This window comes from Microbulbifer agarilyticus (assembly GCF_019800665.1).
Classification (GTDB): Bacteria; Pseudomonadota; Gammaproteobacteria; order Pseudomonadales; family Cellvibrionaceae; genus Microbulbifer; species Microbulbifer agarilyticus_C.
This window is the reverse complement of the sequence record NZ_JAHVKO010000001.1, coordinates 861,938-876,345: the sequence shown is the minus strand read 5'-3', so window position 1 is coordinate 876,345 and position 14,408 is coordinate 861,938. Positions and strand designations below refer to the sequence as shown.

The following is a 14,408-nucleotide window of genomic DNA, read 5'->3' as shown; positions in this document are numbered from 1 at the left end:
GAGCAGACCGCAATGAGTAGGCGGTAATGAGTGAGCGATGATGAGTAATGAAGTTGAGCAGTTGGTCGCACGCATTGATGAGCTGGAAACACGCCTGGCGTTTCAGGAGGACACCCTGAGCCAGCTTAACGACACCATTGCCAAGCAGGACGCACAGCTGCGAGCACTTGTTAGCAATATGAAAGAGGTGTCGGAGAAATACCGCGACCTGGCATTTGAGATGAACAAGGGCGGCAAGCCCGGCGACGAGCGCCCACCGCATTACTAATTCCCGGCCTGCCCAGAGCAGGTTTCCATCTTTGCGCCGTTTTCTACGCCAATTTCTGGAAATTTTGCAAAATTTGATTTTTCCCTTCTTGTTTCCCCTTGACAATTCTTTTCCACATGGGGTCGGCTCATTAGTGAGAGGCATCAAGTTTCCGTAGCGTGCCTGATTGAAACGCCTATTCACTCCTAAGTTGTTGATTTTTAAATAAAAAATCTAATGGTGTAAAAAGTGTGCAATATGCTGGGAGCGAGGAATGCCGCCACGTCAGGCCCTGTTTGGCATATTCATGCACAGAGTTATCCACAGAAGCTGTGGAAGAACGAATTACAGCAAATTACACGGTTAAGGAGGTGCGACTGTGGGTAGCGTCCGTCGGCCCCGGACACGCAGGCGAAATATGCGCCATGATTATTGTTGTACTGGCAATATGCGTCGTACCTGATTCGAGTCAGTAGCCAAAAAATTAAAACTGCGCCATGCGATTCTGCCGCCATTTTGGGAAGTAGGCGGTAGACCTAAGCTGACTTTCCGCATAGTCTTCGTGCGCAATGACGAGCGCAGTTCAGCTTGCAGTCAGCTTGACTCAGCGACACTGCCAACAAATTTCACCCGTCATCAGTAAAAGCGTTAGGAGAAGCTTAATGAAAAAATGGGTAGCGATTCTTGCTCTGGGTTCTTTGGTTGGCTGTACCACCCTGGACCCTTACACCCAGGAAAGCAAAACCAGTAATGCTGCCAAAGGCGCAGGTGCTGGTGCTGTGGCTGGTGCCATCATTGGTGCAGCTACCGCGAGCAAAAACGATCGCAAGAAAGGCGTAATTACTGGCGCACTGGGCGGCGCTGCAGTCGGTGGTGGTATCGGCTACTACATGGACCGTCAGGAAATGGCTTTGCGTCAGCGTCTGGAAGGTACCGGTGTTCGTGTGCAGCGTGAAGGCGACAATATCCGTCTGATCATGCCGGGCAACATCACCTTCGCCACCAGCCGATATGAAATCCGTTCAGATTTCTATGACACGCTGGATTCTGTGGTACTGGTTCTGAACGAGTTCGACAAAACCGCAATTCGCGTGAGTGGCCATACTGACAGCACTGGCTCAGATGTGACCAACCAGAACCTGAGCGAGCGTCGCGCCGGGTCGGTAGCCAACTTCTTCACCACCCGCGGTGTGGCGGCAGGTCGCGTTCAGGCCGTTGGTTACGGCGAGCGTTACCCAATCGCCAGCAACGACTCTGACGCAGGCCGTCAGGCCAACCGTCGCGTAGAGCTGGAACTGTTGCCGCTGCAATAGTTGATTGGAAAGAGGGCGCTTCGGCGCCCTTTTTTGTGTGCGTCGTAGACGCCGTAAGTCGTCAAGGGAGTGACAATGACTGGTATTGGCAGAGGTGTTGGACTTGGCAAGGGAAGTTCTGCAAAACGCATTCGGCTTTCCCTGGGCCAATGGCTGTTTTTGTCGGCCGTCAACGTGTGGTGCGGATTTGCGCACGGCAGTGACGTAGTGACCCAGCCCGAAGACCTGTCGGGGGAAATCCAGCATCATCTCGAATCGGCGGAGCTCGTCGCTCAGGTTGAGATTGTTGCTGTCCATCGCTTGTTAGATCGAGCGCTGTCTGAGCCTGGAATGGCGGCGGTGTCCGGGTACCTCTACTCTGCGGTCGCACGAAAAGTCTGGAAAGGAGCGACACGCAAGCAATTGAGTTTCCAGCTGAATCTTGCCGATTGTGAGGAAAAGCTGGCACTGGGCGTGCGCTATTTAATTTTTGCGAGGCGCAACACCTTCGGTGACATGGCGCTTTCTGGCTGCGATGCCGCCATCGTTGATACGGATGCGAGTGCTGTGCTCGCGCAGCTTGATCAGTATTACCAGGGTTGACCTATTCTCCGTCGGACAGAGTCCCGGCACCGACCGTTTTATGCCCCGTCACTTGGTGGCATAGCATTCCACTTAATATACCCGTGCGCTTTTAGAACCATAAATACTTGAACATAGGAACAATGTTCCTTGAAGTGCAGCAGTTGGGGATTATTCTTATCAGTATTGGCGTGGGCTTCTTCGATGAAGTCGGGTCTCGGTGGTCCAGTACAGCGCCAACCGGCAACGGCGGGTTAGCTGCTAGGTGTGCGTATGCTGCCAGGCTGTGCGTCTTGCCTGATCGTTTCGAACTCTTTCTAACCGACGAGGGGTCCACGGGACTATGAAGAAACTACTGCTGCCACTCATTATTTTGTTGCTGATTATCGGCTACTTCATGTCGAAGAAATCCGATCACTCGGTTGACGATGCCTACGACAAGATGGAAACGCCATCGACGGAGGAAACCCGCCCAGCTGCCGATCCGACCATGCCGCAAGAAAGTGATGATGTGGCGCCATCCACAGCCGATCCGCAATCGACCGGTGACCGCATGATGGATGCTACCAAAGATGCGGCCCGCGACGTGGGTGGTGCAGTTAAGGATGCGGCGGAGGATACCGGTGATGCGGTGAAAGACGCTGCTAGAGACACCGGTGATGTGCTGAAAGATGCCGCTAAAGACACCGGGGACGCGCTGGAAGATGCCGGCCGTGCCACCAAAGATGCCGCAGAAGATGCCAAAGACGCAGCAGAAGATGCGATCGATGATATGCGGGACAAAGACAAAACCGAGGACACGCCACAGCAGTAAGCTGATGCTTGGTTAAGCTGTATCGAGAAAGAGGTCGCGACTGGTTCGCGGCCTTTTTCTTTTCTACGCTTAAAAGGGAAGTGACGAATGTATGACGGACCATGATCGAACATTGCTGGCATCACGATCACGATATTCTGGAGATTCGGCCGGTCGCGGAGCTGAAACCCGCAGAATTCCGTGCGTTGGCTGCGCAGGTGGATCCGGTGATTTGTCAGCACGGTGCTTTGCACGGGTTGTTGATTGATGCACGGAATTTTCGTGGCTGGCAGAATTTTGCAGCGTTGGTTTCCCACTGCGTGTTTACCCGTAACCAACATCGACATCTGCACCGGATAGCCGTCCTGTCGGACAACACGTTACTGGCTTTTATGCCACAGCTCCTCAACCACTTCGTTTCCGCAGAAGTGCGGCCATTTCCCAGTAAAGCCGAAGAATCGGCACTGGCATGGCTCGCCCATCACGGGTAAATTGCCCTAGTCGATTTGCCGGGATCAATCTCGGTATCCAATAAATAGACTTGGTGTATTTCTATCATGCAGTTGGCTGTTACTGCCGCAGACGAAAGCCATGTACCAGCGGCAGAAGTGCTGGCGAACGCGCTTGATATTCCCTATCTGGGCATTACCCCGGAGAAGTTTATTGACCAGTATCCCTTCGTTTTACGTCGGGGCGATATGCTGCAATTGTGTGCCACTGGTCGCAAGGCACCGGGTCCGGTGGTGGTGGATTTTGTGAGTGGTGCCGCTGCCCATCGTCGCAAGTATGGCGGTGGCAAGGGGCAGCAGATTGCCAAGGCTGCGGGGATTCGCGGTGGTTTTTGCCCGCGCATCGTCGATGCCACCGCAGGGCTTGGGCGCGACGCATTTGTGCTCGCGTCACTCGGTAGTGAAGTGCGCATGCTTGAGCGTAACCCCGTGGTGTATGCGCTGCTTGAGGACGGCGTGCGGAGGCTGCGTCAGGCGGCAGAAATGGACCCTGAGTTGAGGCCGATTGCCGAACGACTGCACCTGGAGCCCAGGGTGGACAGCGCTGCGGCGTGGTTGATGGCGCAGGACCAGGAAAGCATACCGGTTATTTATCTGGACCCAATGTTTCCCAGTCGCGACAAAAGTGCCAAGGTAAAAAAAGAGATGGTCGCGTTCCACGAAATTGTCGGCAGTGATGAGGATGCCGATGGCTTGCTGGAGCCAGCATTTGCGGCGTGCTATTACCGCACAGTGGTCAAGCGCCCACGACTGGCACCGAATCTAAATGGGCAGGCGCCGAGCCTGCGGTTTGAGGGCAAGTCAGGCCGGTTTGATATTTATACCCGTCACGGTATTCCCGGCTAAACCCTCTACAAAGCCCGTACTTTGGCGGGGGTTATCAGCAGTTAACCGCGTTTACCGCAAGTCCTCCGAGCGAGGTTTCCTTGTATTTGTGCTGCATGTCGATTCCGGTCTGGCGCATTGTTTCAATCACGCTGTCGAGAGGCACGATGTGCGCACCGGTGCCGCGCAGTGCAAGGCGCGCGGCATTGATCGCCTTGACCGCACCCATGGTGTTGCGCTCAATGCACGGGACCTGCACCAGACCACCGATCGGATCACAGGTCAGCCCCAGATTGTGTTCCATGCCAATCTCAGCTGCATTTTCAATTTGCGCGTTACTACCTCCCTGTACCGCTGCGAGTCCGGCCGAGGCCATGGAACAGGCCACGCCGATTTCACCCTGACATCCCACTTCCGCGGCCGAGATTGAGGCATTTTTTTTGAATAGCATGCCGATAGCGCCGGCGGTGAGGAGGAATTTCACTACCTGGTTTTTCAAGTCTCCGTGCTCTTGCGGCGTGTGTACGAATTGCACGTAGTAGGCAATCGTCGCGGGAATAACACCGGCAGCGCCATTCGTGGGCGCGGTGACAATACGCCCACGGGCCGCGTTTTCTTCGTTGACTGCCAGGGCAAACAGGCTGACCCAGTCCAGGATGGCGAGGCCCTGGCGACGTTCTTCATCGCTTTGCTTGGAGAGTTCGCGGAAGTGTTCCTCGGCCCGTCGGCGCACCCCGAGTCCGCCGGGCAGAACGCCGCTTTGGTGGCAGCCACGTTCAATCGATGCCTCCATGACCTCCCAGATATGCCACAGCAGATCCGTGACCTCCTGATCGGAACGGAATGCCTTCTCGTTCTCCATGGCCAGTTCTGCGATGGTCCAATGGTTCTGGTCGCAAATGGTCATCAGATCTTCAGCCGAGCTGAAATCGTAGGGCAGCAGGGTCGCTATTTGCTCTTTGTTAGAGAAGTCTTCTTCCGACAAAACAAAGCCGCCACCGATGGAAAAATAGCTGCGCTCAAGCAGGCATTCGTCACCGGCAAATGCCCTGCAGGTCAGACCATTGGAGTGCTGGGGCAGAAATTCTTCCTTGTGGAAAATCAGGTCGCGGTCGCGTTCAAAGTGAATGGCACGCAGCCCATTGAGAATCAGCTGTTGGTGTTTGTCGATTGCTGCAATCCGACCGTCAATGCCATCGATATCGATCGTCTCGGGCAGCTCCCCTTCGAGCCCCATCAGGATAGCCATGTCGGTACCGTGGCCCACGCCGGTCAGTGCCAGAGAGCCGTATAGATGGACCTCGACGCGCTCGACTTTTGCCAGGTCACCGCGGGATTCCAGATCACAGACAAAGCGCTGCGCAGCCACCATCGGCCCGACCGTGTGGGAGCTGGATGGGCCTATGCCGATTTTGAACAGCTCGAAAACACTGATGCTCATGTGGTCGCTATATCTCTTGCCAAACCCGCCGGATATCCGGGCAACATGCCTTCAGTGTAGTTATTCGGCCAAGCGACTTTCACGCACAGGCATGTGAAGCCGATGCTCTGGCGGACAGGATTTTGCGGGCAAGGCCTGGTGTGGGAGAGAGATGGGGGAGGGAGATGGGGGAGGGAGATGGGAGAGAAGAGCGGGAGAGAAGTGTGGCCAGCGGTTGGCTGGCCACGGCGGATAACCGCGCTTAGCCGTGTTTAAGTCGCGGTTGCGGTGAGGGTTGCGCGCAGTGGCGCAGGATGCCCTTCAACGGTTTTACTAGGATCGTCCGGATCGAGGAAGTCTGCCAGCGACTCAAACCGCATCCAGTCGGTGCTGCGCTGTTCTTCGGTGGAAGTCTGGTCTACATCGACGGTTTTTACATCGGTAAATCCGCACTTGCGCAACCAGCTTTCCAGTGTCGCGGTGGTGGGGAAGAACCATACATTGCGCATCTTGGCATAGCGTCCCTCTGGGACCAGGCATTCGCCAAGCCCGCCTGCAATCACCAGGGTTTCCAGCAGCAACTGTCCTCCAGGGCGCAGTGTGTCACGCAATTCCCGTAAGTGGTCCAGTGGTGAGCGCCGGTGGTACAGCACGCCCATCGACAAGGTCGTGTCGAAGGCGCGCAGTGCTGGTGGCAAGGCCTCGATTCCCAGCGGCAGGACATCCACGGGTTTTTCCAGCCCGAGGTATTTCTTCAGCGCATAAAACTGGGCCACGAATTTTGCCGATGGATCAATGCCAATGACCCGGCGGGCGCCGGCGCCAAACTGGCGCCAGCAGTGGTAACCGCTGCCACAGCCCACATCCAGTACCAGCCGATCTTTCAGATCGTGCAGGTGTGGCGCCACGCGGTCCCACTTCCAGTCGGAGCGCCATTCGGTATCGATGAAAATATCAAACAGCGTCCAGGGGCCTTTGCGCCAGGGGTGCAGCTTGCGCAACTCAGATTCGAGTGTGGCGAGCTGCTCAGCGCTAGCATCAGACGCGGCACCGATACGCACTTCATCCCTGAGTACATAGGTTGACGCGTTGATGTCGGGGAGGTTGTCCAGCGCCTCGCGCCACTCCGCCAGATCCCCCCAACGCGCAGGGTTAAGTCCATCTGCAACTTGCTGGGGCAGGGTGGTAAGCCACGAGCGCAGGGCCGGGGTGTGCTGGATACCCGCATACAACTGGGTGTAGTCAATCATGCCAGTCTTTCCGCTTACGGGTTGCGCTGCTTGATCGCAATCAGCGAAGCGAAATTGAAGCACTGGAACCATACATCGACACTGCTAAAGCCGACGTTTTTCAGGCGGGTGCGGTGGTCAAACAGGGTTTCCGGGATCAACACGTTTTCCAGCGCGCTGCGTTTCTGCGCAATTTCCAGCGCGCTGTAACCGTTTGCCGCCTTGAATGAGTGGTGCAAATCGATCATCAACTCCTGATGGTCGGTATCGGAGAACGCCACTTTTTCGGAAAGGATCAGTACACCGCCCGGGCGCAGGCCGTCGTATATCTTCTGCAAAATGGCTTCGCGCTGTTCGGTGGCAATGAACTGCAGGGTGAAGTTGAGAACCACCACCGAGGCGTTCTCAATGTCGACATTCTGCAAGTCGTCGCATACCAGTTGCACGGGGATTTGCCCGCTGTCGGCCGCCAGTACCGCGCGCGCCTGTTCTACCATGGCCGGCGAGTTGTCCACCGCGACGATCTCGCAGTCCGCCGCAGGGATGCGATGGCGCATGGCCAGCGTGGCGGCACACAGGGAGCTGCCCAAGTCGTAACAGCGGCTTCCGGACTGGGCATAGCGCTCCGCCAGGGTGCCGATCATCGCCACAATCGTGGTGTAGCCCGGTACCGAGCGCTGGATCATGTCCGGGAATACTTCCACCACTGACTGGTCGAAACTAAACCCGGCCACCTGGCCCAGCGGGCTGGCGAAGATATCGTCTTTCTTGCTCACGTGCTTCTCTGTTTCCCGCCGGTTACTCACAGTTTTTCTTCGTGCAGGTCCAGGGCGAGTCCCGCATCGCGACCATGATTACCGGTAACCACTGCGGTGTTTGCTTTGTCTGCCTGCAGATAGGTTTTGCCTACCCGCTGCAGGTCGTCCAGTGTTACTTTGGTGACCTTGCGACGGAAAGCCTGGCGCACTTCGTGGGTGCGGCCGTACAGGTTGGAGTGGAATGCCTTTTTCGCTTCGCCTGCGGGTGAGCCGGGTTTGTCCATACCGCCAACCACACCGAGAATGGCTTCCTCTACCTGTAGGTCTTCATGGGATTCGTTCAGCAACCATTCCACGGATGCATCGAAGTCCTTGAGCGTTTCTGCCATGCGCGGGTCGCGATAGGAATAGAAACGGAAAGCGCCGATGGTGACATCGTGGCTGGCGCCGCCGCCATAAGCCCCGCCTTGTTCGCGGATGGTGCGGTGCAGGTAACCGTTGCGCAGGAAGCCACCGAGCACCGCCAGCGGCGCCGCATCAGGGTGCGACATGGGAACGGTGGGGTAGGCCTTGGCACAGAAGTTTACCTGGCTGTTGGCAATCCACATTTCCTGTACGCGACGTGGTGTGAATGCGCCATTGGTATAGGCGCCGCTGCCGTTGCTGCTGCTCGCCAGCGGGCGGAGCGCACTGGTGAACTCGGGCAGTTTGTCTTCCTCACCAATCACCAGGAACTGGCGCTCGGCGCCGAGAATTTTCTGGTGGATGCTGTTGAAGGTAGCCGCGATATTTTCCAGACCGCTGTCGGTATCCAGGTCTTTGACCAGCGCACGCAACTGGCGGAGCCCCTGCAGGCCGCCAAACTCGTGGCCGTCGGCCGCGGCGCGGTTAAAGCCGGCACTGGCTGCGGCCATCGCGAGCGCGTGGCCGTTGCCCACTACGGACTGTTCGCGACGGGCCAGGGTCTGCAGCAGCAGCTCTTTGATGCGTGGCAGTTCGTCAAAGCGCACCTGTTCCATGGTGGCCTGCATCAGTTCGGTCAGCGCGGCCTGATTTGCGGCCAGTGCCTTACCGGAAAGAATGAAGTGGCCGGACTGGCTGTCGAGGTTATCCAGTGCGGTACGCTGGCTGGTGAAGCTGTGCAGTGAACCGGCTACGGCGGCTTGCCACTGTTGCACTTCCAGATAGTCTTTGTCGCCGAGGCCCACTTCGCTCAGGCTTTGGCAGTAGTAGGGCAGCAGCAGACGTTCTTCATCGTTGAATTCCGGCAATGCCGCCACCAGTTGCTGGTATACCAGCCCATTGGTACCGGCGCCGTAACGGCTGATCTTGTTGCCGTTGAGATCTTCTACGGTGCCATCTACGCGCGGCAATTCCGCGGGGATATCCTCGACACCGACCTTGGGAAGGATGGATTCGTCATCCTTGCGCTGCTGGCGATCTGCCAGTGCCTTGGCGGTCTCAATGATTTGTTCTTTTTCGCGTTCGTTGAGGCCTGCCTTGATCTCTTCCAAACGGACTTTCTCGGCCTGCTCAGTACGTTCTGCCATGTTGCTGTCGGGGGTGAGCACCAGGCGTATGCGGTGGTTGTTTTCGAGCAGGAGTTTGCGCGCCGCGTTGGCGATAAATTTAGGGTCCTTGATTTGCTCGCGCAGCTTCTCCAGGGTCGCGTCGATGTTGAGGAGGCCAATGGCATCGCCGCGGTGGGTGGCGCCAGTGAGCGCGGTAAGAATCAACTGCAGGCCATAGGGGTAGCCGTCGCCACCGATCTCGCGCTGTTGCAGCTCCAGCTGGTGCAGTGCCGCGGAGACTTGCTCGTAGGGCACGCCATTCTCGGCGACATCTTCCAGCACCTTCAGAACCTGTTTCTCCAGCTCATCGGCACGTTCGCGCTCGCTGCCCTCAATGCCACATACAAACACCAACTCACGCTGGCTGTCGTCCAGCCCGCATAAGGGGGAGGGGGACTGTCCAAGGTCCGTGGTCTCCAGCAGACGCATCAATGGTGAAGCGCTGTTGTCGAGTAATACACCGGCCAATAAATGTGCAGTCAGTGATTGTTCCAGGTCGGTAACATCACCAAGCAGCCAGCCCAGCACAATGTGAGTTTTTTCCTTGTCGCCTTCTTCGGCGGGCAAGGGGTAACTTTCTTCGACGCGCACCGGCGCTACGTATAATTTCTCCCGTTCAACGGCAATTTTTTCGTCGAGTTGGTCGAATTTATGCAGGGCTTTTTCTTCGAATACCGCCTGATGCTCCGCTGCATCAATATCCCCGAAGGTCATAAAGATCGCGTTGCTGGGGTGATAGTGGGTACGGTAGAAGTCCACCAGCTGCTGGTAGCTGAGATCGGGGATGTCCGCGGGCTCGCCACCGGAGTTGAAGTGGTAGGTGCTGGTGGGGAACAGGTATTTGCTGAGTTTTTGCCAAAGCTGTGAGGTCACCGAGCTCATGGCGCCCTTCATTTCATTGAAGACGACGCCTTTGAACACCAGATCACTTTGCGGGTTTTCGGTTTCGGCGAATTCCAGACGATGGCCTTCCTGGGCAAAATCCAGAGGGTCCAGGCGGGCGAAGAATACCGCGTCCAGATAGACGTCGAGCAGATTGTCGAAGTCTTTGCGGTTCTGGCTGGCAAATGGGTAGGCGGTCCAGTCGGAGCTGGTGAAGGCGTTCATAAAGGTATTCAGTGAACGCCGGATCATCATAAAGAAGGGGTCGCGCACCGGGTACTTCTCACTGCCACACAGTGCGGTGTGCTCGAGGATATGCGCCACCCCGGTGGAGTCGTGGGGCACGGTGCGCAGGGCCACCAGGAATACGTTTTCTGAATTGTCTGCCGCAATGTGCAGATGCTGGGCGCCGGTAGCGCGATGACGGTACTCTTCCACGCGAACGCCGAGGGATTCGATCTCGGCACTGGTTACTGGTTCGAATGCGGGGTGTACGTTGCTCAAAAGAAAGCTCCAGTGGGTAATTAGCGTTCCCCGGGGGCTTGGCGATTCCCGGGGTAAAATCGGCGGCCATTTTAGCGCTGAGCGGCAATGAATTGACAGGGTTGACAGGCCGCTGTTGACACATGCGCCACGGGTGCGAAACTTCGCACCCTGTTTTTACCTATATTTCGATGACGCCATAAATGTAGTCCAAAGGGGGTTGTGCGTTGAACTGGATGGATTTTGCGAGTCTTGCGGGCTTTTGCCTTACCTGGGCAGGCTACACCGTGTTCGCTCGCCGCAAGGCCAAGACCGCCTGGTGTCTGGCTTCATCGATGCAGTGGTACCGGGTCGAGTGGATGCTGCGCATGCTGGAGCGGGATATGCGCGTGGCGGATGCGGCCATCCTCAGCAACCTCGAGCGGGTGATCGGTTTTTTCGCGTCGACCAGCATTCTGATTCTCGCGGGTCTGGTGACGGCGCTGTCTGCCAACATTGCCGCGGTTGAAGTGCTAAGCAGCCTGCCGTTTGCCCAGACGACAACGGTTGAGCAGTTTGAGCTCAAGGTCCTGGTGCTCATCCTCATCTACATTTTTGCGTTCTTCAATTTTACCTGGTCGCTGCGCCAGTACTCCTTCGCCAACGTGTTGCTGGGGGCGGCTCCGGCGGTAAAAGAGGACGAAGTTTCCACCGATGACCGCCGCCGCTACGCCATCAGCGCGGCAAAGGTGATTGACCAGGCTGGCCATAGCTATAACTACGGGCTGCGCTGTGTGTATTTCTCTATGGCGGTGATGGGCTGGTTTGTGCACCCGCTGCTTTTTGTATTCGGCTTCCTGTCTGTGGTGTGGGTTTTGTATATGCGCGAGTTTCGCTCCCGTACTTTGCAGGTCATCCTCGCCGCTGAGGGGCGCTCGCTGGATCAGGTGCGGGACAAGTAACTGCCCATGGGTGATCGAAATTTCGACGATCTCGCGGAGCGGTTCAAGAAGCGTATCTATGGTGGGTTGAAAGGCGACATTCGTCTGGCGGTGCTGCAGCGGGATCTCACACCCTATCTGAGCGCAGCGGGAGAGCAGGGCGGTAGGCCGGAGATGGTGGTGATCGATGCCGGCGGTGGCCAGGGGCAGTTTGCCCTGGATCTGGCAGAGGCCGGCAATCGGGTGTGGATTACCGATATTTCCCGGGCAATGCTTGATCTGGCGAATACTGCGGTGGAGTCCAAGGGGCTGCAGGAACGCGTCACCCTAAAACAGTTAGCGCTACAGGATTTGCCTCATACAACGGAAATTCCAGCGGCAGACCTGCTGTTGTGCCATGCAGTGTTGGAGTGGTTGGCAGAGCCGCAACAGGCACTGGTCCACCTGGCCGATAAACTCAAGCCCGGTGGCTACCTGTCCCTCACGTTTTACAATCGCCGCGCGCTGGAATTTCGCCTGCTACAGCGCGGCAGTTTGCGTCAGTTAAACCGACACCTCGAAAGCGGTAATTGGGGTGGTCATCCCGGCAGCCTTACACCGCAAAATCCTTTGCTAACGGAAGATGTGATGGATTGGGTTGCCCAGGCGGGGCTCAGCGTCGTGGCGCACAGTGGTATCCGCTGTTTTCACGATTTTATGACGCCGGAAATGCGCGACAAGTTGCCACCCGAGCCCATCGTGGAAAAAGAGTTGCGCTATTCGCGCATTGATCCTTACCGCCAAATGGCCCGTTACGTGCACTTACTGTGCCGCCGCGCCTAGGCGCGGCGACTGCGCTTGTTATCCGTCCAGGTTTTTGAGCAAGAGGGCTTTGGCCGCGTTGATGCGCGAGGCCAGGTAGTCGCTGCCGCCGCGATCCGGGTGGAATTTTTGGATCAGCTTGCGATGGGCGCCGATGATTTCTTCGCGGCTGGCATTGGCAGGCACGCTTAGAATCTTGCGGGCTTCGGCGAGCGTGAGCTGTGGTTCTGATTCTGGTTTCGCGTGTGCCTGACCTTCACCAGTTTCTTCAGAACGCGCGCGTTGGGATTTCTCCTGCTGTTTTTGTGTGCGCGCCTGCGCGTGCTTGGCGATTAGCGGTGCAATCCAGGGGAGGTGGCGGCCAAACGTGCGCCACAGGCGATTGAGAATAGGTAAGACGATGGCCACCGCAGCACCTACCCAGTGCAGGCGGCCGGTAACCGCGAGCAGCACCGCCCCCAACGCCAGTGCAATCAGTACCCATTGGATTACCAGCTTGCGCCGTTGCTCCGGTGGACTGTATTTGAATTTCTGGACGGCTAGCCAGGCGAAAATCGCCACGGCAATTAACAGGATGATACGGCCCAAGGTCTACTGCTCCGGCATCGAATAGTTACTCAGAGCGCAAGCGTATCAGATGTCGATTCGAAAGCCGACGGCTATAAAGTCACTCGCTACCGGGCGCGCAACCCGGTTGCTCGCATCGGCCGCATTCTCCATATACAGACGTACCCGTTTGTTCCACTGATACTGGAAACCGTAATAGTACTGAGCCAGCTTGAATCGGTTATCTTCTACAAGAGCGGCGTCAAAAGACGGGTCGTCGGATACCAAATAGTTGTGTCCGCCATAGAGCGAGTAGCAATCGTTGGCACCCCAGGTGTAGCTGATGAACGACTCGGAGCCCTTGGCATCAAAGAAGTTCGTTATACCCGTTACCGCACCAACCGGAGCCAGCTCGTTGTTCTGAGAGCGTTGCACGACGCCGGCGACGTACCATCCTTTGGTAAACGGATCGCCTCCGTAATAGGCCCCAACGGCACTCGCCCAGGTGTTGGTGCTCGCATTGATCGGCACGTTCTTCGCGATCAGGATGGTTTCACCATTTACGAATTCGAAAACCTCGCCATTATTTGAACTGATGTCGAGTTTCACCCGGTTATAGGCGGCTCCCAGCATGATGCCTTTGCCTACTTTAGCGCGGTAAACCATGGCAATACCGTGGCTTTGTCCAAACTCACAATCCCGCGGCGGACACACGAATAGGGTGTTCGGGCCAAACGCATCGCGTATGTTGATATTGAGGTCAGCTACATGGGCGGCGCGCTGGATAGCGATCTTGAATTCGCTGTTGTCGAACTCCCAGGCCTTGCGCCAGGCGAGCGCGCTGTCGGCGCGGCCGCTGCCGGTGCTACCACCATCGGTCCCGTATGAATAGGTGCCGCTCGCCAGGCCACCGGATACGTTGTACCAGTCAGTTATATAGGTGACTTCGTAGTAGGCGCCCCATTGTTTGCCCGCAGAGAATCGTCCCCATTTCTCATGCTCCGCGTGGGCATTTCCCTGGCGCAGATACAGGGACAAGTCGCGGTTGTCCGGGGATACCTGCTGGTCCCCCTGTACAATCAAATCTTGCGCAGATGAAATGGCGGCGACCCCCCACTCGAGGTGAAATCCCGTATCCCAGCCGCCGTAGGCAGGGGTGTCGAGCTTAAACGCAATTCGCGACGCACCATCCTGCATAATGGTTTCTCCATAGGAGTTCACCATGTGCGCGGTAAAGTACCCGGTCATCGATAGGGTGACGTCAGGGCCTTCATAGATCGGTACGGCGTAACTCTCGCCGACCAAAAGCAGGGCAGCAGCTGCCAGCAATTGTCTGCGAGTGTGTTTATGCATTTCTGTGCCTCTTGATACAGAATGTGATGCGTGTGCCCGGCCAAGCGCCAAAGGCTATTTAAGGGCACGCCCTTATGGCGGCTCATCAGCAAAAATAGACCAGCTGGCTGAACTGGTACCGAGGAATGGGTACACTGCACATATTTGGCAGGGGCAACATTCTTTCCGCGAATTTCTCCGCCCGGCCATATCGTTAA

General features: G+C 56.8%; 14 protein-coding genes. 8 read left to right on the top strand and 6 right to left on the bottom strand.

Translation table 11 applies throughout. The features are described from left to right. Positions 1 to 37 precede the first annotated feature (37 nt). The 6 genes from KUV22_RS03625 (at position 38) to KUV22_RS03600 (ending at position 4,269) form a co-directional block, all read left to right on the top strand. Positions 38 to 268, top strand: a complete 231-nt coding sequence (locus tag KUV22_RS03625) for a SlyX family protein (protein ID WP_261319087.1) — start codon at positions 38 to 40, stop codon at positions 266 to 268. Positions 269 to 909: 641 nt separating this feature from the next. Beyond that, positions 910 to 1,560, top strand: coding sequence for an OmpA family protein (locus KUV22_RS03620; protein WP_222228442.1), 651 nt, complete (start codon positions 910 to 912; stop codon positions 1,558 to 1,560). Positions 1,561 to 1,635: 75 nt separating this feature from the next. Next, entirely contained in the window at positions 1,636 to 2,142 is a 507-nt protein-coding gene (locus KUV22_RS03615) for a hypothetical protein (protein ID WP_222228440.1), read from the top strand. A 322-nt stretch (positions 2,143 to 2,464) separates the two neighbouring features. Beyond that, positions 2,465 to 2,935: a hypothetical protein gene (locus tag KUV22_RS03610; RefSeq protein ID WP_222228438.1), complete on the top strand. Its 471-nt coding sequence runs from the start codon at positions 2,465 to 2,467 to the stop codon at positions 2,933 to 2,935. A gap of 101 nt (positions 2,936 to 3,036) precedes the next feature. Further along, positions 3,037 to 3,405, top strand: a complete 369-nt coding sequence (locus tag KUV22_RS03605) for a SpoIIAA family protein (RefSeq protein ID WP_222228436.1) — start codon at positions 3,037 to 3,039, stop codon at positions 3,403 to 3,405. Between the two features lie 66 nt (positions 3,406 to 3,471). Beyond that, a complete protein-coding gene (locus KUV22_RS03600) occupies positions 3,472 to 4,269 on the top strand; it encodes a class I SAM-dependent methyltransferase (protein WP_222228434.1) in 798 nt (265 codons plus the stop codon). 34 nt (positions 4,270 to 4,303) lie between these two features. Here KUV22_RS03600 and KUV22_RS03595 read toward each other — a convergent pair whose 3' ends face one another. The 4 genes from KUV22_RS03595 to KUV22_RS03580 all read right to left on the bottom strand — a co-directional run bounded on the left by KUV22_RS03595 (position 4,304) and on the right by KUV22_RS03580 (position 10,612). Continuing rightward, positions 4,304 to 5,689, bottom strand: a complete 1,386-nt coding sequence (locus tag KUV22_RS03595) for an L-serine ammonia-lyase (RefSeq protein ID WP_222228432.1) — start codon at positions 5,687 to 5,689, stop codon at positions 4,304 to 4,306. Positions 5,690 to 5,940: 251 nt separating this feature from the next. Beyond that, a complete protein-coding gene (gene cmoB, locus KUV22_RS03590) occupies positions 5,941 to 6,918 on the bottom strand; it encodes a tRNA 5-methoxyuridine(34)/uridine 5-oxyacetic acid(34) synthase CmoB (RefSeq protein ID WP_222228431.1) in 978 nt (325 codons plus the stop codon). A 14-nt stretch (positions 6,919 to 6,932) separates the two neighbouring features. After that, entirely contained in the window at positions 6,933 to 7,673 is a 741-nt protein-coding gene (cmoA, locus tag KUV22_RS03585) for a carboxy-S-adenosyl-L-methionine synthase CmoA (RefSeq protein ID WP_029249741.1), read from the bottom strand. Positions 7,674 to 7,699: 26 nt separating this feature from the next. Continuing rightward, positions 7,700 to 10,612 carry an insulinase family protein gene (locus KUV22_RS03580; RefSeq protein WP_222228428.1) on the bottom strand — a complete coding sequence of 971 codons (2,913 nt, stop codon included), beginning with the start codon at positions 10,610 to 10,612 and terminating at the stop codon, positions 7,700 to 7,702. A 215-nt stretch (positions 10,613 to 10,827) separates the two neighbouring features. On the opposite strand from KUV22_RS03580, the gene KUV22_RS03575 reads away from it, so the two are divergent. Further along, a complete protein-coding gene (locus tag KUV22_RS03575; RefSeq protein WP_222228795.1) occupies positions 10,828 to 11,532 on the top strand; it encodes a DUF599 domain-containing protein in 705 nt (234 codons plus the stop codon). A 6-nt stretch (positions 11,533 to 11,538) separates the two neighbouring features. Further along, complete coding sequence (locus tag KUV22_RS03570; protein WP_222228427.1) at positions 11,539 to 12,333, top strand: methyltransferase domain-containing protein; 795 nt, start codon at positions 11,539 to 11,541, stop codon at positions 12,331 to 12,333. An 18-nt stretch (positions 12,334 to 12,351) separates the two neighbouring features. Here the strand turns inward: KUV22_RS03570 and KUV22_RS03565 are convergent, their stop codons facing one another. Then, entirely contained in the window at positions 12,352 to 12,900 is a 549-nt protein-coding gene (locus KUV22_RS03565; RefSeq protein ID WP_222228425.1) for a molecular chaperone DnaJ, read from the bottom strand. 45 nt (positions 12,901 to 12,945) lie between these two features. Beyond that, positions 12,946 to 14,211, bottom strand: a complete 1,266-nt coding sequence (locus tag KUV22_RS03560; RefSeq protein WP_222228423.1) for a porin — start codon at positions 14,209 to 14,211, stop codon at positions 12,946 to 12,948. Positions 14,212 to 14,408 lie beyond the last annotated feature (197 nt).

Bases quoted from the DNA above. Each gene is read 5' to 3' on its own strand.
- KUV22_RS03625 (WP_261319087.1), top strand. From the start codon at position 38: ATGATGAGTAATGAAGTTGAGCAGTTGGTCGCACGCATTGATGAGCTG.
- KUV22_RS03620 (WP_222228442.1), top strand. From the start codon at position 910: ATGAAAAAATGGGTAGCGATTCTTGCTCTGGGTTCTTTGGTTGGCTGT.
- KUV22_RS03615 (WP_222228440.1), top strand. From the start codon at position 1,636: ATGACTGGTATTGGCAGAGGTGTTGGACTTGGCAAGGGAAGTTCTGCA.
- KUV22_RS03610 (WP_222228438.1), top strand. From the start codon at position 2,465: ATGAAGAAACTACTGCTGCCACTCATTATTTTGTTGCTGATTATCGGC.
- KUV22_RS03605 (WP_222228436.1), top strand. From the start codon at position 3,037: ATGATCGAACATTGCTGGCATCACGATCACGATATTCTGGAGATTCGG.
- KUV22_RS03600 (WP_222228434.1), top strand. From the start codon at position 3,472: ATGCAGTTGGCTGTTACTGCCGCAGACGAAAGCCATGTACCAGCGGCA.
- KUV22_RS03595 (WP_222228432.1), bottom strand. From the start codon at position 5,689: ATGAGCATCAGTGTTTTCGAGCTGTTCAAAATCGGCATAGGCCCATCC.
- cmoB (WP_222228431.1), bottom strand. From the start codon at position 6,918: ATGATTGACTACACCCAGTTGTATGCGGGTATCCAGCACACCCCGGCC.
- KUV22_RS03575 (WP_222228795.1), top strand. From the start codon at position 10,828: ATGGATTTTGCGAGTCTTGCGGGCTTTTGCCTTACCTGGGCAGGCTAC.
- KUV22_RS03570 (WP_222228427.1), top strand. From the start codon at position 11,539: ATGGGTGATCGAAATTTCGACGATCTCGCGGAGCGGTTCAAGAAGCGT.
- KUV22_RS03560 (WP_222228423.1), bottom strand. From the start codon at position 14,211: ATGCATAAACACACTCGCAGACAATTGCTGGCAGCTGCTGCCCTGCTT.